Annotated in this window: 19 protein-coding genes; 5 read left to right on the forward strand and 14 right to left on the reverse strand. The window is 71.4% G+C overall.

Annotated elements, in window-relative coordinates:
- Positions 1-4 precede the first annotated feature (4 nt).
- Positions 5-1,357, forward strand: a complete 1,353-nt coding sequence (gene cseC, locus AB0924_RS00110; protein ID WP_358937614.1) for a two-component system sensor histidine kinase CseC — start codon at positions 5-7, stop codon at positions 1,355-1,357.
- A 107-nt stretch (positions 1,358-1,464) separates the two neighbouring features.
- On the opposite strand, the gene AB0924_RS00115 is transcribed toward cseC, so the two are convergent.
- The gene (locus AB0924_RS00115) at positions 1,465-3,039 is read right to left on the reverse strand and encodes an MDR family MFS transporter (protein ID WP_358937612.1); all 1,575 of its coding nucleotides are present in this window, start codon (positions 3,037-3,039) and stop codon (positions 1,465-1,467) included.
- A gap of 122 nt (positions 3,040-3,161) precedes the next feature.
- On the opposite strand from AB0924_RS00115, the gene AB0924_RS00120 reads away from it, so the two are divergent.
- Positions 3,162-3,761: a TetR/AcrR family transcriptional regulator gene (locus tag AB0924_RS00120; RefSeq protein ID WP_358937610.1), complete on the forward strand. Its 600-nt coding sequence runs from the start codon at positions 3,162-3,164 to the stop codon at positions 3,759-3,761.
- Position 3,762: 1 nt separating this feature from the next.
- Here AB0924_RS00120 and AB0924_RS00125 read toward each other — a convergent pair whose 3' ends face one another.
- Complete coding sequence (locus AB0924_RS00125) at positions 3,763-4,314, reverse strand: M23 family metallopeptidase (RefSeq protein WP_358937608.1); 552 nt, start codon at positions 4,312-4,314, stop codon at positions 3,763-3,765.
- Positions 4,315-4,867: 553 nt separating this feature from the next.
- Here AB0924_RS00125 and AB0924_RS00130 point away from each other — a divergent pair.
- Positions 4,868-5,479, forward strand: coding sequence for an HAD family acid phosphatase (locus AB0924_RS00130; RefSeq protein ID WP_366910280.1), 612 nt, complete (start codon positions 4,868-4,870; stop codon positions 5,477-5,479).
- Between the two features lie 76 nt (positions 5,480-5,555).
- On the opposite strand, the gene AB0924_RS00135 is transcribed toward AB0924_RS00130, so the two are convergent.
- The gene (locus tag AB0924_RS00135; RefSeq protein ID WP_351667254.1) at positions 5,556-8,081 is read right to left on the reverse strand and encodes an ATP-dependent Clp protease ATP-binding subunit; all 2,526 of its coding nucleotides are present in this window, start codon (positions 8,079-8,081) and stop codon (positions 5,556-5,558) included.
- Between the two features lie 430 nt (positions 8,082-8,511).
- Between AB0924_RS00135 and AB0924_RS00140 the strand changes: the two genes are divergently transcribed.
- Positions 8,512-9,204, forward strand: coding sequence for an SCO3374 family protein (locus AB0924_RS00140; RefSeq protein WP_366910281.1), 693 nt, complete (start codon positions 8,512-8,514; stop codon positions 9,202-9,204).
- Here the strand turns inward: AB0924_RS00140 and AB0924_RS00145 are convergent.
- The 10 genes from AB0924_RS00145 to AB0924_RS00190 all read right to left on the reverse strand — a co-directional run bounded on the left by AB0924_RS00145 (position 9,183) and on the right by AB0924_RS00190 (position 17,418).
- Positions 9,183-9,518 (reverse strand): Lsr2 family protein, encoded by a 336-nt coding sequence (locus AB0924_RS00145; protein ID WP_358937600.1) that lies wholly within the window; start codon positions 9,516-9,518, stop codon positions 9,183-9,185. The genes AB0924_RS00140 and AB0924_RS00145 overlap by 22 nt on opposite strands.
- A 204-nt stretch (positions 9,519-9,722) precedes the next feature.
- Positions 9,723-10,256: an amino-acid N-acetyltransferase gene (locus tag AB0924_RS00150; protein ID WP_358937598.1), complete on the reverse strand. Its 534-nt coding sequence runs from the start codon at positions 10,254-10,256 to the stop codon at positions 9,723-9,725.
- Between the two features lie 9 nt (positions 10,257-10,265).
- Entirely contained in the window at positions 10,266-10,751 is a 486-nt protein-coding gene (locus AB0924_RS00155) for a BlaI/MecI/CopY family transcriptional regulator (protein ID WP_366910282.1), read from the reverse strand.
- A gap of 145 nt (positions 10,752-10,896) precedes the next feature.
- Positions 10,897-11,073, reverse strand: coding sequence for a hypothetical protein (locus AB0924_RS00160; protein ID WP_358937594.1), 177 nt, complete (start codon positions 11,071-11,073; stop codon positions 10,897-10,899).
- Between the two features lie 56 nt (positions 11,074-11,129).
- On the reverse strand, positions 11,130-11,789 hold the full coding sequence (locus AB0924_RS00165; RefSeq protein WP_366910479.1) for a hypothetical protein: 660 nt from the start codon (positions 11,787-11,789) through the stop codon (positions 11,130-11,132).
- A gap of 170 nt (positions 11,790-11,959) precedes the next feature.
- Complete coding sequence (locus AB0924_RS00170; RefSeq protein WP_358937591.1) at positions 11,960-12,757, reverse strand: type III pantothenate kinase; 798 nt, start codon at positions 12,755-12,757, stop codon at positions 11,960-11,962.
- Between the two features lie 5 nt (positions 12,758-12,762).
- A complete protein-coding gene (gene nadC, locus AB0924_RS00175; protein ID WP_358937589.1) occupies positions 12,763-13,740 on the reverse strand; it encodes a carboxylating nicotinate-nucleotide diphosphorylase in 978 nt (325 codons plus the stop codon).
- Positions 13,741-13,745: 5 nt separating this feature from the next.
- Positions 13,746-15,467 carry an L-aspartate oxidase gene (locus AB0924_RS00180; RefSeq protein WP_366910284.1) on the reverse strand — a complete coding sequence of 574 codons (1,722 nt, stop codon included), beginning with the start codon at positions 15,465-15,467 and terminating at the stop codon, positions 13,746-13,748.
- Positions 15,464-16,465, reverse strand: coding sequence for a pantoate--beta-alanine ligase (gene panC / locus AB0924_RS00185; RefSeq protein WP_358937585.1), 1,002 nt, complete (start codon positions 16,463-16,465; stop codon positions 15,464-15,466). Before panC ends, AB0924_RS00180 begins: the two co-directional genes overlap by 4 nt.
- Positions 16,465-17,418 (reverse strand): DUF2520 domain-containing protein, encoded by a 954-nt coding sequence (locus AB0924_RS00190; protein ID WP_358937583.1) that lies wholly within the window; start codon positions 17,416-17,418, stop codon positions 16,465-16,467. The genes panC and AB0924_RS00190 overlap by 1 nt, the downstream gene beginning before the upstream one ends.
- A 172-nt stretch (positions 17,419-17,590) precedes the next feature.
- Here AB0924_RS00190 and AB0924_RS00195 point away from each other — a divergent pair, with 172 nt between their 5' ends.
- Positions 17,591-18,763 (forward strand): beta-eliminating lyase-related protein, encoded by a 1,173-nt coding sequence (locus AB0924_RS00195; protein WP_366910286.1) that lies wholly within the window; start codon positions 17,591-17,593, stop codon positions 18,761-18,763.
- Between the two features lie 75 nt (positions 18,764-18,838).
- Here AB0924_RS00195 and AB0924_RS00200 read toward each other — a convergent pair whose 3' ends face one another.
- Positions 18,839-19,510: a response regulator transcription factor gene (locus AB0924_RS00200; RefSeq protein ID WP_358937579.1), complete on the reverse strand. Its 672-nt coding sequence runs from the start codon at positions 19,508-19,510 to the stop codon at positions 18,839-18,841.
- Positions 19,511-19,519 lie beyond the last annotated feature (9 nt).

Below are 19,519 nucleotides of genomic sequence, written 5' to 3' on the forward strand. Positions count from 1 at the left end.
GGACATGCGGGGGATCATTCGGCGCCCGATGCGGCGCGTGGAACGGGCGGGGCTGCGGACCGGGCTGAGATGGAAGCTCAGCGCGGCGATCGCGCTGGTCGCCGGTCTGGTGGCGATCGCGCTCAGCCTCGTCGTGCACAACGCGGCCCGTGTCTCCATGCTGGACAACGCCCGCGACCTGGCCAACGCGCGGGTCCAGATAGCGCAGCGCAACTACGAACTTGGCGGCCGGCCGAACTTCCCGAGCATCAAGATCGACGACCCGGAGCTGCCGCCCCCGCTGCGCGACAAGGTGAGGGAGGGCCGCCGGGCCAGCTACGTCAGCGACCGCGGCGCCGGGCCGGACATCTGGGCGGCCGTGCCGGTCAAGGACGGGCATGTGCTGTCCCTGCACGGCAACTTCCCGGACCGCTCCACGGACGTCATGAAGGACCTCGACCAGGCGCTGGTCATCGGCTCCATCGCGGTCGTGCTCGGCGGCAGCGCGCTCGGCGTGCTGATCGGCGGGCAGCTCTCGCGGCGGCTGCGCAAGGCGGCGGCCGCGGCGGGCCAGGTCGCGAAGGGCGAGACGGACGTACGGGTGCGGGAGGCCATCGGCGGCGTCGTACGGGACGAGACCGACGACCTCGCGCGCGCGGTGGACGCCATGGCGGACGCGCTGCGGCAGCGGCTGGAGGCCGAGCGGCGGGTGACCGCCGATATCGCGCACGAGCTGCGCACCCCGGTGACGGGCCTGCTGACGGCCGCCGAGCTGCTGCCTCCGGGGCGCCCCACCGAACTGGTCCTGGACCGGGCGAAGGCGATGCGCACCCTGGTCGAGGACGTGCTGGAGGTGGCCCGGCTGGACGGGGCCTCCGAGCGGGCCGAGCTGCAGGACATCATGCTGGGCGAGTTCGTAGCCCGGCGGGTCGCGGCAAAGGACCCGGACATCACCGTACGGGTGGTGCACGAGTCGGAGGTCACGACCGACCCGCGCCGTCTGGAGCGGGTGCTGTTCAACCTGCTGGCCAACGCCGCCCGGCACGGCAGGCCGCCGGTGGAGGTCACCGTCGAGGGCCGGGTCATCCGGGTCCGCGACCACGGCCCCGGTTTCCCCGAGGCCCTGCTCGCCGAGGGACCGAGCCGCTTCCGCACCGGCAGCCAGGACCGAGCGGGCCAGGGCCACGGCCTTGGCCTGACCATCGCGGCCGGCCAGGCCCGGGTGCTGGGCGCCCGGCTGACCTTCCGCAACGTACGCCCGGCCGGGGCCCCTGACCACGTTCCCGCGGAGGGCGCGGTGGCCGTCCTCTGGCTCCCGGAGCACGCCCCCACCAACACCGGCAGCCATCCCATGCTGCCGCTGTCCGGCGGGCGTTAGGGCCTCCGAAGGTCCGGGCCGGCGGGCCGGTCCGCCGCGTCCGCCGGCCCGGCACGGCGAAGGCCCCCGGGGCGGACACCGCCGGGGGCCTTCGGACCGGGAGGGGCTCAGAGGGCCTCGGTCACCTCGGGCTTCTGGGGGCCGCCCTTGAGCGGCACCTCCTTCACGAACAGCGCCGCGATCAGCACCAGGACCGCGATCACCGCGCCCAGCAGGAACGCCGAGTGCGTGCCGGCGGACACCGCGTGCTGGTACGCCTCCCGCGCCTGCACCGGCAGCTTCGCCAGGCTCGCCGCGTCGAGCTGCGCCGACTTCTCGGTGACCTTGGAGCCCAGCGCGCCGGCCTTGTCCGACATGACGTCCTGGACCTTGTGGTTGAACAGCGCGCCCATGACGGCCACACCGAAGGAGGAGCCGAGCGTACGGAACAGGGTGGTGGAGGAGGACGCCACACCCATGTCCTTCATCTCCACGCTGTTCTGCGCCACCAGCATGGTGATCTGCATCAGGCAGCCCATGCCCGCGCCGAGCACGGCCATGTAGATGCCGGAGGTCAGCCGCGTGGTGCCGGTGTCCATCAGCGACAGCAGGTAGAGCCCGACGATCATCAGCACGCCGCCGGCGATCGGGAACACCTTGTAGCGGCCGCTGTTGGTGGTGACCCGGCCGGCCACCATCGAGGTCACCAGCATCGAGCCGAGCATCGGCAGGAGCAGCAGACCCGAGTTGGTCGCGGAGGCGCCCTGGACCGCCTGCTGGTACAGCGGCAGGAAGAGGGTCGCGCCGAACATCACGAAGCCGGTGATGAAGCCGATGACCGACATCAGGGTGAAGTTGCCGCTGCGGAAGATGTGCAGCGGCAGCACCGGCTCGGCGGCCTTGGTCTGCCAGAACACGAACCCGACCAGCGCGGCCACGCCGATGCCGATCAGCTCCATGATCCGCGCGGAGGTCCAGGCGTACTCGGTGCCGCCCCAGGTGGTGACGAGCACGATGGAGGTGATGCCGACGGTCAGCAGGACGACGCCGAGGTAGTCGATACCCGCCTTGGACCGCTTCTTCGGCAGGTGCAGCACGGCGCTGACGAGCGCGAGCGCGACGGCGCCGAGCGGCAGGTTGATGTAGAAGGACCAGCGCCAGCCCCAGTTGTCGGTGATGGTGCCACCGACCAGCGGGCCGCCGATCATCGCCAGCGCCATGACGCCGGCCATCATGCCCTGGTACTTGCCGCGCTCCCGCGGCGGGATCAGGTCGCCGATGATCGCCATGACGCCGACCATCAGACCGCCGGCGCCGAGGCCCTGCACGGCGCGGAAGCCGATCAGCTGACCCATGTCCTGGGCCATGCCGCTGAGCGCGGAGCCGATCAGGAAGATCACGATGGAGCTGAGGAAGGTGGCCTTGCGGCCGAACATGTCACCGAGCTTGCCCCAGATCGGGGTCGCCGCGGCGGTCGCCAGGGTGTAGCCGGTCACCACCCAGGACAGGTGCTCCAGGCCGCCGAGCTCACCGACGATCGTCGGCATCGCGGTACCCACGATCATGTTGTCCAGCATCGCCAGCATCATCGCGATCATGAGCGCGAGGAGCACCACCCGGACGCTCCTGGGCTGCTTCTCCTGCGACTCCTCCGGTTGCCCGGGCTGTTTCCGGTCCGCCGCGACCGCTTGTGTGTCCGCCATCTCTCCCACTCCCCCCGACGGCCCCTTACTTGCCGCCCGGCTAGTTCACTACACTGAGGGAAGGTAGACCCGCCACTAGCCGGTCGTCAAGTAAGTTTCGCGGGAGCGCGAGGAGTACGAGGATGGGCGTCACCATGGACGGCACCAAGCAGCAGCGCCGCGGCAACACCCGCCAGCGCATCCAGGACGTGGCGCTCGAACTCTTCGCCGAGCACGGCTACGAGAAGACCTCCCTGCGCGAGATCGCCGAGCGTCTCGACGTCACGAAGGCGGCCCTGTACTACCACTTCAAGACCAAGGAAGAGATCATCGTCAGCCTCTTCGAGGATCTGACGCAGCCGATCGAGGACCTGATCGAGTGGGGTCGCAGCCAGCCGCACACGCTGGAGACCAAGCAGGAGATCGTGCGGCGTTACAGCCAGGCTCTGGCCGGCGCGGAACCGCTCTTCCGGTTCATGCAGGAGAACCAGGCCACGGTCCGGGAACTGCGCATCGGCGAGTCCTTCAAGGACCGGATGCGCGGCCTCAGGGACATCATCATCGACCCCGAGGCCCAACTCGTCGACCAGGTCCGCTGCGTGAGCGCGCTGTTCACGCTGCACGCGGGGATGTTCGTGATGCAGGACCTGGAAGGCGACTTCGAGAAGAAGCGCGCGGCCGTTCTCGAAGTCGCCGTGGATCTCGTCACGCAGGCGCATCAAGGCGCCCACGGGGAACGGTAGGTCAGACCTTCAGGCCGTGGGCCTTGAGGAAGACCACCGGGTTGACCGCGGAACCGTAGTTCGGGGTGGTCCGGATCTCGAAGTGCAGGTGCGGGCCGGTGGAGTTACCGGTGCTGCCCGAAAGGGCTATGTGCTGACCGGTCTTGACGACCTGGCCGGCCTTGACGTCGATCCGGGACAGGTGCGCGTACTGCGAGTACGTGCCGTTGCCGTGCTTGATGACGACGGCGTTGCCGTAGGCGGGGCCGTCACCGGCGCCGTTGGGGCCGGCCTTGACGACGGTGCCGCCGTGCGCGGCGAGAACCTCGGTGCCGGTCGGGACGGCGAAGTCCTGACCGCTGTGCTTGTGCGCCCAGTGGCTGCCGTCCTGCATGAAGCTGGCGGACAGCGTGTACTTCTTCACCGGGTCGACCCAGGAGGCGGCCGACGGGGTGGCCGCGCTCGCGACCCCGGTTCCCACCACGGCCGTGGCGCCGATGCCGGCAGCCAGGACGGCCACGCGGGTGCGGAGCGAGGACGTACGCGAAGAACGGGACGTGAAGCGCTGGAACATCGAAACCTCGTGGACTAGGGAACGGGGGGGCCGTGCGACGTACAGGCGTTCGCCGCGCTGGCCATTCATTGGTAACCCACCACCTCAGTCCGCCACAAAGCCCTGCTTCTACGGCAGGACGTAGTAGACAACTACAAATACTCCCACTTCTTGACAGACGCGACTCTTCGGACACCACCACCTCTGACGTGCGGTTTCTTCGTCACACAGTGCCGGTAATGCCCCGTTTTGACCCGATAGGAAATATCACTAAGCCGGGTAGTAATGGACATTTCCCCTGTGCGGCTTGTCACCGCCCAGGGGGCCGTGGGGGTGCCTGAATGTGACGCGCGCTACTCGCCCACCCGGTACGGAGGTTGGCGATCCGGGGAGGGATCCGGAACCTGACACTCCGTCAGCCGGCCCCGGCCGGACCGCGAAATGTGACGCAGACCCCTGTACGACTACCGTTCAGTAACCCTACGGTTCCTCTCGCGCCATCCTCAGCACTGATCATGCCCCTGACAGTCAACCGTTCTGACCCCTCAGTACGGACGTGAGAGGACCCCCACCGATGACCAGACGCCCCTGGGCGCGCCGTATATCCGTCACCGCCGTCTCCGTGGCCGCGCTCACCGCGCTGGCCGCCCCCGCGCAGGCGGCGACGGCGACCACGAGCGGTTCCTCCGCGAAGGTCGACTACGCCACCTGGCAGCAGGACTGCCAGGCCGTGATGGACCAGGCCCTTCCCTACCTGAAGGACCGTATCGCCGCGGCCCGGCCGGGAGAGAAGCAGGCGATCGTCTTCGACATCGACAACACGACGCTGGAGACCGACTTCGGGTTCAGCTTCCCGCAGCCCGCCAACAAGCCGGTGCTGAACGTCGCCGAGTACGCCCAGGAGCACGGCGTCTCGCTCTTCTTCGTCACCGCTCGCCCGGGCATCATCGAGGCGCCCACCGAGTGGAACCTCGAGCACGACGGCTACGAGGTCTCCGGCCTCCGCGTCCGCGGCTTCCTCGACCTCTTCAAGGACGTCGCCGCCTACAAGACCGCCCAGCGCGCCGACATCGAGAAGCGGGGCTACACGATCATCGCGAACGTCGGCAACAGCGCCACGGACCTCTCCGGCGGCCACGCCGAGAAGACGTACAAGCTGCCGGACTACGACGGCCAGCTGTCCTGACGACGGAGAAAAGGGGCTGCCCCGGGACCGTGGTCCCGGGGCAGCCCCTTTTCTCGTCCGTCGTACCCCCGGAGGGTTACGCGTCCTTGCTCAGGTTCGGACCGGCACCGCCGGCCGCCTGCTCGATCGGCGGGACGTCGGGCAGCGCCGACTTCTCCTCGCCGCGGAAGGTGAAGGTCTGGGACTCGCCCTCGCCCTCGGTGTCCACGACCACGATGTGACCGGGGCGCAGCTCGCCGAAGAGGATCTTCTCCGAGAGCGTGTCCTCGATCTCGCGCTGGATCGTGCGGCGCAGCGGCCGGGCACCCAGCACCGGGTCGTAACCCTTCTTGGACAGCAGCTCCTTGGCGGTCTGGGACAGCTCGATGCCCATGTCCCGGTCCTTCAGGCGCTCGTCCACCTTGCTGATCATCAGGTCGACGATCCGCAGGATGTCCTCCTGCGTCAGCTGCGGGAAGACGACCACGTCGTCGACGCGGTTGAGGAACTCGGGGCGGAAGTGCTGCTTGAGCTCGTCCGACACCTTGTTCTTCATGCGCTCGTAGTTGGACTTCGTGTCGCCCTGGGCCGCGAAGCCCAGGTTGAAGCCCTTGGAGATGTCCCGGGTGCCGAGGTTGGTCGTCATGATGATGACCGTGTTCTTGAAGTCCACGACCCGGCCCTGGGAGTCGGTCAGGCGACCGTCCTCCAGGATCTGCAGCAGCGAGTTGAAGATGTCCGGGTGGGCCTTCTCGACCTCGTCGAACAGGACGACGGAGAACGGCTTGCGGCGGACCTTCTCGGTCAGCTGGCCGCCCTCTTCGTAGCCCACGTAGCCGGGGGGCGAGCCGAACAGACGCGACACCGTGTGCTTCTCGCTGAACTCCGACATGTCGAGGGAGATCAGCGCGTCCTCGTCACCGAAGAGGAACTCCGCGAGGGCCTTGGACAGTTCGGTCTTACCGACACCGGACGGGCCGGCGAAGATGAACGAACCACCGGGGCGCTTCGGGTCCTTCAGACCGGCACGCGTACGGCGGATCGCCTTCGACAGCGCCTTGACGGCGTCGACCTGGCCGATGACCCGCTTGTGGAGCTCGTCCTCCATGCGCAGCAGACGCGAGGACTCCTCCTCGGTCAGCTTGAAGACCGGGATGCCGGTGGCGGTCGCGAGGACCTCGGCGATCAGCTCGCCGTCGACCTCGGCGACGACGTCCATGTCGCCGGCCTTCCACTCCTTCTCCCGCTTGGCCTTGGCGGCCAGGAGCTGCTTCTCCTTGTCGCGCAGGGAGGCGGCCTTCTCGAAGTCCTGCGAGTCGATCGCGGACTCCTTGTCCCGGCGGACACCGGCGATCTTCTCGTCGAACTCGCGGAGGTCCGGCGGCGCGGTCATCCGGCGGATGCGCATCCGGGAGCCGGCCTCGTCGATCAGGTCGATCGCCTTGTCCGGCAGGAAGCGGTCCGAGATGTAGCGGTCGGCCAGGGTGGCCGCCTGCACCAGCGCCTCGTCCGTGATGGAGACACGGTGGTGGGCCTCGTACCGGTCACGCAGACCCTTGAGGATCTCGATCGTGTGCGGCAGGGACGGCTCGGCGACCTGGATGGGCTGGAAGCGGCGCTCGAGGGCCGCGTCCTTCTCCAGGTGCTTGCGGTACTCGTCCAGGGTGGTGGCACCGATGGTCTGCAGCTCACCGCGGGCCAGCATCGGCTTCAGGATGGAGGCCGCGTCGATGGCGCCCTCGGCGGCACCCGCCCCGACCAGCGTGTGCAGCTCGTCGATGAACAGGATGATGTCGCCGCGGGTGCGGATCTCCTTGAGCACCTTCTTCAGGCGCTCCTCGAAGTCACCGCGGTAGCGGGAGCCGGCGACCAGCGCGCCGAGGTCCAGGGTGTAGAGGTGCTTGTCCTTGAGGGTCTCGGGCACCTCGCCCTTGACGATGGCCTGGGCGAGGCCCTCGACGACGGCGGTCTTGCCGACGCCGGGCTCACCGATCAGCACCGGGTTGTTCTTGGTACGGCGGGACAGCACCTGCATGACCCGCTCGATCTCCTTCTCGCGCCCGATGACCGGGTCGAGCTTGGACTCACGAGCGGCCTGGGTGAGGTTCCGGCCGAACTGGTCGAGGACCAGGGACGTCGAGGGGGTGCCCTCGGCAGGTCCGCCGGCGGTGGCGGTCTCCTTGCCCTGGTAACCGGAGAGCAGCTGGATCACCTGCTGCCGCACCCGGTTGAGGTCTGCGCCCAGCTTGACCAGGACCTGGGCGGCGACGCCCTCGCCCTCACGGATCAGGCCGAGCAGGATGTGCTCCGTGCCGATGTAGTTGTGGCCCAGCTGAAGGGCCTCGCGGAGCGAGAGCTCCAGGACCTTCTTGGCACGGGGAGTGAAGGGGATGTGGCCGGACGGGGCCTGCTGGCCCTGGCCGATGATCTCCTCCACCTGCTGGCGGACCGCCTCAAGCGAAATGCCGAGGCTCTCCAGGGCCTTAGCGGCGACACCTTCGCCCTCGTGGATGAGACCCAGGAGGATGTGCTCGGTGCCGATGTAGTTGTGGTTGAGCATCCGGGCTTCTTCCTGAGCCAGGACGACAACCCGCCGCGCGCGGTCGGTGAACCTCTCGAACATCGTTAATCGCTCCTCAGAGCGGTCAGGCAGTGGGGGGAACTTCCCCTCCCTGTCCTTCCGCAGCTTAGTCCCGCAAGCGGGGACCGCTCATTCCAACTGCCGACACCGTCGATGGCCTCCTGACCCCGAACGCCGACATCTGTCCCAACCCGATGGTGCGAGACGATGTTCCCGCAGGCCAGGCAGTTACCCCAGTCGCCAGTACGCCGATGGCGAACGTGAGGCCGCCCGTCCTGCGTGTCGCCCCCTCCCACTAGGCATGTCTTACCCGCTGGGACTGACACTCCATGCCGCGCCCACCGGTTCCCTCCGCTATGGGCGAACAAGCTTGCGGCTGCCCGTGGCCTCGCGCGCCTTCTTTTCCCGCACCCTGCGCGACGGACGGAGCGCCCAGCGTAACCACGGGCCCGGTTCGGCGGTTGCACCCTGCATGGCTGGCTCGGTCCCCGCGATCTCATCGGTCCCCCTTCCCCGTCGTCCGCTCGATCCGGTGCCGCCCGGTCCGCGGGCGGGCGGGGTGCCGGACGGCCCGGAGGACGGGGTCCGGCACTGGTACGAGAACGAGCTGGGCTGGCCGACCGTGCCCGGCCGGCCGCCGATGCTGGTCACGGGGGTCCGCTTCGACGTCCTGGACGTGCCGGCCGAGGCGGGCGCTCACGCGCTCCGCCACCTCGGGCCGGGTTCCCCGGTGGCCCTGTGGGGCGAACGGATGCGGCTGCTGGTGGCCGCGGGCAGCGCGGAGGAGCTGCCGGGGGTGCTGGAGTGGCTGGAGTGGCGCGGGCTCGCGCTGGATCTCCGGGCACTGGGCACGGGCGGCCTCATGGAGGCGCCCGCGCGGCCCGGAGAGGCCCGCTCAGGGGCGCTGCCGCCGGAGCGGAGCCGCGCCGCCGGGCACGGCCCGGTTCCCGTGCAGGGGGCCGCCGTATGGCTGCGGCCCCCCGGGCCGGGGGGTGAGGCCGAGGCCTCGCTGCCGGCGTTGCCGGCCGTGGGAGGCCCGACAGGCGCCCCCGATCTCGTACGACTGGTGGACACGCTGGCGACGCACTGTCACCGCGTCCGGCTGCGGCGTGCGAACGCCCGGCCGCCCGCCTGCCGGGGAAATCAGCCGTTGGCCTTCTCGTAGGCCTCGCGAATGGACGCCGGAACACGGCCGCGGTCGTTGACCTCGTAACCGTTCTCCTTCGCCCAGGCGCGGATGGCCGCCGTGTCCTGGTTGCCACCGGAAGCGACGCGCGCCTTTCCACGTCCGCCCGCGGCACGGCCTCCGGTACGACGACCGCCCTTCACATAGGGGTCGAGAAGGCCACGCAGCTTGTCCGCATTGGTGGTCGTGAGATCGATCTCGTACGTCTTGCCGTCCAGTGCGAACGTAACCGTCTCGTCCGCCTCGCCGCCGTCGAGGTCGTCGACAAGAAGGACCTGAACCTTCTGTGCCACCGGATTTCCTTTCATCGATAACGTTGAGGGCCAGGGTGTGTACGGCGCCCGCCGTTTCGCCGCCCCTGTTATATGCAGTACTGCAGTACGTCGGAAAGCAAACCGCTTTTGCCGGAAAAACACAAACCCCTGGGAGAGACCCGGGGGCCCGCCATGGTCCGGAAACATGCGCGTTTCGGACATAGGGCACCGAGGCAATGGCGATCACAGATGCAGAAGCATCCGGCTGTTGCCCAAGGTGTTCGGTTTCACTCGTTCGAGACCGAGGAACTCCGCGACGCCCTCGTCATAGGAACGCAACAGCTCCGCGTAGACATCGGTGTCGACCGGCGTCTCACCGATCTCCACGAAGCCGTGCTTCTGGAAGAAGTCGACTTCGAAGGTCAGACAGAAAACCCGGCGAACGCCGAGCCAGCGGGCGGTCTGCAGCAACTTCTCCAGCAACTGGTGCCCGACACCGGCGCCCTTGAGGCCCGGCTTCACCGCGAGAGTGCGGACTTCGGCCAGGTCTTCCCACATGACGTGCAGGGCGCCGCAGCCGACCACCTCGGCGTTGTCGTCGCGTTCCGCGACCCAGAACTCCTGGATGTCCTCGTAAAGGGTGACCATGGCTTTGTCGAGCAGGATGCGGTCGCGGACGTAGGCGTCGAGGAGGTGACGCACGACCGGCACATCGCTGGTCCGGGCCCGCCGGACGGTGATGGCTTTCGCGTGGACTTCGGGACGTTCTGCGGACATGGGCGGACGCTATCGCCCGGAGGTGTCCTCCGCCTGGCCGGGGTTCTGCTCTTCCCGCGCTTCGCCGGGTTCCGCGGCTTCCCGCGTCGGCGCAGGTTCCGGCGCTCGCGCGGGTTCCGCCGCTTGTACGGTTTCCGGCCCCTGGACGATGCGTACGGCGTCGCTGAGGGCCTGGCGCTGTTCCTCGCTCATCATCCCGAAGAAGGCGACGAGAGCGGCGGCCGGGTTGTCGCTCTGCGACCAGGCGTCGTTCATCAGCGCGGCGGCGTAGGCGGCCCGAGTGGAGACGGCCTCATATCGGTAGGCCCGCCCTTCCGCCTCGCGGCGCACCCAGCCCTTCTGATGGAGATTGTCCAAAACGGTCATCACGGTGGTGTACGCGATGGACCGTTCCTGCTGGAGATCTTCCAGGACTTCTCGAACGGTCACCGGGCGGTTCCACTTCCACACCCGCGTCATGACCGCGTCTTCGAGTTCTCCCAATGGGCGAGGCACAGCCAGAACAATAGTGGGAGATTCCGCCGAAGGCCCGCCGGACGTGCGCTTAGGTCGCCAAAGCGAACAAAAAGGGCGCACGACTCGGAAAACACCGGGGTGCGAGGAGTCGTACGCCCTGACGGGGGCGGGTCGGTGAGGCGGCTCAGGCGTCGCCGGCGGCGGTCTCGCGACCGCCCTCCACGCGCGCGAGGGCGGCGTCGACGGCCGCGTCCTCCTTGGCCTTGGCGGCCCCGCCCTGGGTCTTCACGATCACCCTGACCACACCGATGAAGAACACGGCCATGACGACCGGGGGAACGAGCGCGGCGACGTAGTCCATGACACCAGGGTAGCCACGCGGGCCGGGACGAAAGGGGCGGGGTGGGCGGCGTGGGCTCAGCCGGCGGCGAGCTGCCGCGACTGCTCCGGGTCGGCGGGCGGCGTGGGCGGCTTGCGCCGCGGGAAGACCTCGCCCGGCGTGGGGACGGGGCGCTTCGGGGCGGGTTCTCCCGCCGGACGCTCGGCGGGCCGCCCGGGAGGGGCCTGGCCGGGCTTCGGAGCGGGCTTCTGAGCGGGTTTCTCCCGCCCCTCGGCGGCTCGGGCCACAACCTCCCCCGCGCCGCCCGTGAGCGCCAGCAGGCGCGTCCTGGAGGGCGGTACGGCGGGCGCCGGGACCTTGCGCGCGCCCTGCGCGAAGCGGGCCCGCACGTCCTGCTCCGCGAGCGACCGGCAGCGCTCCAGCAGGGCGGCGCCCTTCGGGTTCCCGCGCAGCGCCCCGAGGGCGGCCAGATCGTCGGGCACGGGGCGGTACCCGGCGCCCAGCACCTCCTCCAGAAGGGCGAGGTAGCCGGCCGCGGTGCCCGGCAGGGCGGCGCGGTACCGGTCGAGGTCGGCCACGAGGAAGGCGCGCAGCCGGGCCGCCTCGCGCATCGCCTCGTCCAGGGACGCGGCGAGACGGAAGCAGTCCTTGACGTCCTCGGCGGACGCTCGGCCTGGGTGAAGGGCGAGGGCGAGGGCGCGGCGGAGCACACGCAGCTCCTGCGCACCGAACGCCATGCCGCCGCGGGATCCGTATGGCGTGGGCATGCGGCGACGCTACCGCTAATCGGACAAAAGTGATGGATGGGGGCGTTGTGTCGCCGCGTGTCGCCGTCCGGTTTCCCCCGGCCGGTGTCACCCGCGCGCGTGAACGGCGGGAACCGGCGCCCCACCGGGCGCCGGGCGCCTCACAGCCGCGACATGTTCCGCTCGTAGACCAGGCGCAGGCCGATCAGGGTCAGCCAGGGCTGGTGCTCGTCGATCACCGAGGACTCGCCCAGCACCACCGGCGCGAGACCGCCGGTGGCGATCACCGTGACCTCGTCGGGGTCGTCGGCCAGCTCCCGGGCCATGCGACTCACCACGCCGTCGACCTGTCCGGCGAATCCGTACACGACGCCCGACTGCATGGCCTCGACGGTGTTCTTGCCGATCACGTTCCGGGGCCGGGCCACCTCGATCTTCCTCAGCTGCGCGGCCCTGATCCCGAGGGCCTCCACCGAGATCTCGATGCCGGGCGAGATGACCCCGCCGACGTACTCACCGCGCGCGGAGACCGCGTCGAAGGTGGTCGCCGTACCGAAGTCGACGACGATCGCCGGGCCGCCGTACAGCTCGTTCGCCGCGACCGCGTTGATGATCCGGTCGGCGCCGACCTCCTTGGGGTTGTCGAACTGGATCGGCACCCCGGTCTTCACACCCGGCTCGACCAGCACCGCCGGCACGTCGCCGTAGTAGCGGCGGGTGACCTCGCGCAGCTCGTGCAGCACGGACGGGACGGTCGCGCAGATGGCGATGCCGTCGATGCCGTCGCCCAGGCCGTCGCCGAGCAGCGGGTGCATGCCCATCAGGCCCTGCAGCAGGACCGCCAGCTCGTCCGCCGTGCGGCGCGCGTCCGTGGAGATGCGCCAGTGCTCGACGATGTCCTCGCCGTCGAACAGGCCGAGCACGGTGTGCGTGTTTCCGACGTCGATCGTGAGCAGCATGGGCGTTACTCCGCCTCGCGCAGGTCCAGGCCGATGTCCAGGATCGGCGAGGAGTGGGTGAGGGCGCCGACGGCCAGGAAGTCCACCCCGGTCTCGGCGTACGCGCGCGCGGTGTCGAGGGTGAGCCGGCCCGAGGCCTCCAGCAGCGCCCGCCCGCCGGCGATCCCGACGGCCTCCGCGCACTCGCCCGGCGTGAAGTTGTCCAGCAGGACCAGGTCGGCGCCCGCCTCCACGACCTCGCGGAGCTGGTGCAGGGTGTCGACCTCGACCTCGATCGGCACCTCCGGGAAGGCCTCCCGCACGGCCTTGAAGGCCGGCGCGACACCCCCGGCGGCGACGACGTGGTTGTCCTTCACCAGGGCCGCGTCCGAGAGCGACATGCGGTGGTTGACCCCGCCGCCGCAGCGCACGGCGAACTTCTCCAGGGAGCGCAGCCCCGGAGTGGTCTTGCGGGTGTCGCGCACGCGGGCCTTGGTGCCCTCCAGGACGTCGGCCCACGCGCGCGTGGCGGTCGCGATGCCGGACAGCCGGCACAGCAGGTTCAGGGCGCTGCGCTCGGCGGTGAGCAGGTCACGCGTGCGCGTGGTGACCGACAGCAGCCGCTGCCCGGCCTCGACGCGGTCGCCGTCCTCGACGTGCCGCTCGACCTCGAACTCGTCGGTGCAGACCACCGAGAGCACGGCTTCGGCGACCCGCAGGCCCGCCACCACTCCGGCCTCGCGCGCGGTGAAGTCACCGGTGGCGACGGCGTCCTCGGGGATGGTCGACTCGGTCGTCACGTCCACCCCGCCGTCCAGGTCCTCCTGGATGGCGACGTTGGCGATGTCCTCGACCTCGACGGGGTCGAGTCCGGCGGCGGCCAGCAGTTCGGCGAGCGCGGGGTCGAGCCCGCACTCCAGGTACTCCTCGTCGCCCTCGGCGCCGCAGGCGCAGCCGTCGCCGCAGCCACCGGTCGGGGCGAGGGGAAGGTCGTCGGTGCTCACGTGTGTCACTGCTCCTGGGAACGCTGGTGGGGCCGGGTAGGGGGGAAGTCTGCGGTGTCCGTGGTGTGTACGGCCAGGGAGCGGTCGGGACCGAGCCGTACGACGATGTGGCGCCGCCAGTCGGTGTCGTCGCGCTCGGCGCGGTCCTCGCGCCAGTGGCAGCCGCGGGTCTCCTCGCGGCGCAGGGCGGCGGCGACCAGGACGCGGGCCACGCACAGGAGGTTGGTGGCCTCCCAGGTGTCGACACCGGGCTCGGCGGTCTTGCCGTTCTCCCGCAGGGCGTCGCGGGCCTCGCCGTGCAGCGCGTCGAGCTGGTCGGCGGCCTGCTGGAGCGAGCGCGCCGAGCGGAGCACGCCGGCACCCCGGCTCATGATCCGCTGGATGGCGAACCGGGACTCCGGGGCCAGCAGCGGGTGCTCGGGCGTCTCGGGGTGCGCGAGCCGGGCGGGCTCGCGCGCGGGGAGGCCGCCCCGCCCTTGGGCACCGGCGATGTCGGCGGCGATGCGCTCGGCGTAGACGAGGCCTTCGAGCAGGGAGTTGGAGGCGAGGCGGTTGGCGCCGTGCACGCCGGTGCAGGCGACCTCGCCGCACGCGTACAGGCCGGGCACGGTCGTCCGGCCCCGGGCGTCGGTGCGGACGCCGCCGGAGGCGTAGTGGGCGGCCGGGGCGACCGGGACGGGCTCCGTCACCGGGTCGATGCCGTTGGCGCGGCAGGCGGCCAGGATGGTCGGGAAGCGGTGCTCCCACATCTCGGCGCCGAAGTGCCGGGCGTCGAGGAACATGTGCTCGGCGCCCTGCTCCAGCATGCGGCGCGTGATGCCCTTGGCGACGATGTCGCGGGGCGCAAGCTCGGCCAGCTCGTGCTGCCCCACCATGAACCGCACGCCGTCCCCGTCGACCAGGTGGGCGCCCTCGCCGCGCACCGCCTCGGAGACCAGCGGCTGCTGGCCCTCGGCGTCCGGGCCGAGGAACAGCACGGTCGGGTGGAACTGGACGAACTCCAGGTCGCTGATCTCCGCGCCGGCGCGCAGCGCCAGCGCCACGCCGTCGCCGGTCGACACCGAGGGGTTGGTGGTCGCGGAGAACACCTGGCCCATGCCGCCGGTCGCCAGGACCACCGCGGGGGCGTGCACCGCGCCCACGCCGTCGTGCTGGCCCTCGCCCATCACGTGCAGGGTGACGCCCGCCGTACGGCCCTCGGCGTCGGTCAGCAGGTCGAGCACGAGCGCGTTCTCGACGGTGCGCAGTCCGCGTGCGCGTACCGCCTCCACCAGGGCCCGGGAGATCTCCGCGCCGGTGGCGTCCCCGCCCGCGTGCGCGATACGGCGCCGGTGGTGGCCGCCCTCGCGGGTGAGCTGGATGCCGCCCTCGTCGTCGGTGTCGAAGTGGGCGCCGGTGGAGATCAGCCGCCGTACGGCGTCGGGGCCCTCGGTGACGAGGATGCGCACGGCCTCCTCGTCGCACAGGCCCGCGCCCGCCACCAGGGTGTCCTCGAGATGCTGCTCGGGGGTGTCGCCCTCGCCGAGGGCTGCGGCGATGCCGCCCTGCGCCCAGCGCGTGGAGCCGTCGTCGAGGCGGGCCTTGGTGACGACGACGGTCGTCAGGCCCGCGGCCTCGCAGCGCAGCGCGGCGGTCAGGCCGGCCACCCCGGAGCCGACGACGACCACGTCCGCGGAGATGCTCCACCCAGGGGCGGGCGCGTGCAGTCGTATGCCTGTGCTGGTCACGAGGCGGCTCCGAGGGATCCGAAGGTGAGGGGCAGGTTGTCGATCAGCCGGGTGGCGCCGACGCGGGCGGCCACGGCGAGAACGGCCTCACCGGTGAAGCCGTCGCCGATCTCGGTGAAGTCGGACGGGTCGACCAGGGCGAGGTAGTCCAGCTTCAGCGGCGGGTCGAGACGCGCGGCCTCGTCCAGAACCTGGTGCACGGCTGCGCGGACGGCCGCCGGGCCACCGGGCGCGGCGGTGGCGACCGCGTGCGCGTCGGCCGCCGCGCGGGACTCGCCTATGGCGCTCAGCGCCTCCGCACGCGCGTGCGTGGAGGGCACCTCGCGGGCCCGCGCGCGCAGCGCCTCCTGCGCCGCGTGCCGGTCCCGGCCGGCGAACAAAGCGCGGGACAGCGCGAGGGCGGTGCGGCGTTCGCCGGGCGAGAGGTAGCGGTTGCGGCTGGACAGGGCGAGCCCGTCCTCCTCGCGCACGGTGGGGACGCCGACGATCTCCACGCCGAAGTTCAGATCGCGCACCATGCGCCGGATCAGGGCCAGTTGCTGGGCGTCCTTCTGGCCGTACAGGGCGACGTCGGGGCGGGTCAGGTGCAGCAGCTTGGCGACGACGGTGAGCATGCCGTCGAAGTGGCCGGGCCGCGAGGCACCCTCCAGGCGCCCGCCCATGGGGCCGGCGGTGACGCGCACCTGGGGTTCGCCGCCGGGGTAGACCTCGTCCACGGAGGGCGCGAACACGGCGTCGGCGCCAGCCTGTTCGGCGAGCTTCAGGTCGGCGTCCAGGGTGCGCGGGTAGCGGTCGAGGTCCTCGCCGGCGCCGAACTGCAGCGGGTTGACGAAGACGGTGACGACGACCTCGCCCTCCGGCCCGGCGATCCGGCGCGCGGCGCGGATCAGCGTGGCGTGGCCCTCGTGCAGCGCTCCCATGGTCATCACGACGGCACGGCGTCCGCGGCGCACGCGCGCGTGCAGTTCCTCGGCGGTGCTCAGCAGGGCGGTGGTCATCAGGCGTTCCCCTCGGTGCCGTCGGTCCCGTTCGTGCCGTCGGTGCCGCCGGATCCGTCGGCCAGCACCCCGAGCAGGTCCTCGGCGAGCTCCGGCTTCAGCAGGCCGTGGGCGAGGGCCCGGTCGGCGGTCGCGCGGGCCATCGCCAGATAGCCGGCGACGGCCTGCGGGGAGTGCCTGCGCAGCTCGGCGACGTGCGCCGCGACCGTTCCGGCGTCCCCGCGCGCGACCGGGCCGGTGAGCGCGGCGTCGCCGGAGCGCAGCGCGTTGTCCAGGGCGGCGCCGAGCAGCGGGCCGAGCATCCGGTCGGGGGCGGAGACGCCGGCCGTGCGCAGCAGCTCCATGGACTGGGCGACCAGGGTCACCAGGTGGTTGGCGCCGAGGGCGAGGGCCGCGTGGTACAGCGGGCGGCTCTCCTCGCCGATCCACTCGGGCTCGCCGCCCATCTCGATGACCAGGGCCTCGGCGGCCAGCCGCAGCTCCTCGGGCGCGGTGACCCCGAAGGAGCAGCCCGCCAGCCGCTGGACGTCGACGGGGGTGCCGGTGAAGGTCATCGCCGGGTGCAGCGCCAGCGGCAGCGCGCCCGCGCGCAGGGCGGGGTCGAGGACCTTCGCCCCGTACCGTCCGGAGGTGTGCACGAGCAGTTGTCCGGGCCGGACGGCGCCGGTCTCGGCGAGGCCGGCGACCAGGCCGGGCAGGGCGTCGTCGGGGACGGTGAGCAGCACCAGGTCGGCCCGCTGGAGGACCTCGGCGGGCGGCACCAGGGGCACGTCCGGGAGCATCGTCTCGGCGCGCCTGCGGGAGGCGTCGGAGACTCCGGACACGGCCACCGGGCGGTGCCCGGCGAGTTGGAGGGACGCGGCCAGGGCGGGGCCCACGCGTCCGGCGCCGACGACGCCTACGGTGAGCCGCGCGGGGCGGTCCTTGAGGTCTGGTTGGTGGACTGTACTCACGCGACGGTGACCTTCCCGTTCCAGTCCGCTCTGGGTACCGGACGATTTCTCGTCATGTTAACGCTATCCGGTGAGGGGCGGCCGGTTGTCCACAGGCTGTGGGTTTCGCCACGGCCCGGGCGCCGGGAAATCCGGCTGCCGCGCCGGGGCCGCGCAGGGCATGATCCCCCGCATGAGCGATACGGCTGAGCAGGGCGGGGAGCGGTCGGCGGCGCAGCGGCTGCGCGAGCGGCGCGGGGCCGCCCAGCGGCAGGCGCGGCGGGTGCTGTCGCGCGCGGGCTGGCGGGGCACCATCCGCGAACGGCTGGCGCTGCTGCAGGAGGCCGCCCCGGCGGTGTACGACCTGGACGAGCAGGCGGACATCTACGGCGACGGGGTCGTGGCCGCCCTGGAGGAGCGGGTCGCCGCGCTGCTCGGCACGGAGGCCGCGGCGTTCTTCCCGACCGGCACGATGGCCCAGCAGGTCGCCCTGCGCTGCTGGGCGGCCCGCACCGGCGACACCACGGTGGCGCTGCACGGTCTGGCCCACCCCGAGGTGCACGAACGGCACGCGCTCAGCCAGGTCGCCGGCCTGCGACCGGTCCGGGTGACCAGCGAGCCCCGGCTGCCCACGGCCGGAGAGATACGCGACTTTCCCGAGCCCTTCGGGGCGCTGATGCTGGAGCTGCCGCTCAGGGACGCCGGTTTCCTGCTGCCCTCCTGGGAGGAGCTGACCGAGGTCGTGGCGGCGGCCCGGGAACGTGACGCGGTGGTGCACTTCGACGGCGCGCGTCTGTGGGAGTCGACCGTCCACTTCGGCCGCCCCCTGGACGAGATAGCCGGCCTGGCGGACAGCGTGTACGTGTCGTTCTACAAGTCCCTCGACGGCTTCGGCGGCGCCGCGCTGGCCGGCCCGAGGACCCTGGTCGAGCAGGCGAGGACCTGGCGGCACCGCTACGGCGGCATGGTCTTCCAGCAGTTCCCGACCGCGCTGTCGGCACTCGTCGGACTGGACCGGGAACTGCCCCGGCTGCCGGAGTACGTGCGCCACGCGCGCGTGGTCGCGCAGGCGCTGCGCGAGGGGTTCGCCGAGGCCGGCCTGCCGGGGGCACGCGTGCACCCCGAGGTGCCGCACACCCACGAGTTCCAGGTCTGGCTGCCGTACCGGCCCGAGGTGCTGACCGAGGCGGCGGTGCGGCAGGGCGAGGAGACCTCGGTACTGCTCTTCGCGAGCACCTGGGAGGAGGCCGGGCCCGGCCTCGCGTGCACGGAGGTCACCGTCCGCTCGGCGGGCCTGGAGTGGACGGCGGACGACGTGCGCGCGGCGGTCGCGGACTTCGCGGCCCGGCTGCCGACGGCGCCGTAGCCGCGGGGCGCGGGCGGCGGGCGGCGGGCGGCGCCTCAGTCGAACCGGATGTGCGGGGCCGCCCGCCGGGCCCGGTCAGCCGTGGCCGCCGGCCCGCACCAGCCCGGTCTCGTACGCCAGCACCACCACCTGCACCCGGTCGCGCAGACCCAGCTTGGTCAGGATGCGGCCCACATGCGTCTTCACGGTCGCCTCGGACAGCACCAGCCGGGCCGCGATCTCCCCGTTGGAGAGCCCCTGCGCGACCAGCACCATGACCTCGCGCTCGCGGTCCGTGAGCCGCTCCAGCTCCTTGTGCCGGGGCTCCTTGACCCCGGACGGCAGCATCGGCGCGAACCGGTCCAGCAGGCGCCGGGTGGTGGAGGGCGCCACCACCGCGTCCCCGCTGTGCACGGCGCGGATGGCGGTCAGCAGCTCGCCGGGCGGCACGTCCTTGAGCATGAAACCGGAGGCGCCCGCCTTCAGCCCGGAGAAGGCGTACTCGTCCAGGTCGAACGTGGTCAGGATCAGCACCTTCGGCGGATTGGGCTCGGCGCAGATCCGCCGGGTGGCCTCCACGCCGTCCAGCTTCGGCATGCGGACGTCCATCAGGACCACGTCGACGCCGGTGGCGCGGACCGTCTGGAGGGCCTCGACGCCGTCGCCCGCCTCGGCGACGACCTCCATGTCCGGCTGGGCGGCGAGCACCATCCGGAACCCGGTGCGCAGCAGCACCTGGTCGTCCACGAGCATCACGCGGATCGTCATCGGGGTCCT

This window comes from Streptomyces sp. NPDC047869 (assembly GCF_040704065.1).
GTDB lineage: Bacteria > Actinomycetota > Actinomycetes > Streptomycetales > Streptomycetaceae > Streptomyces.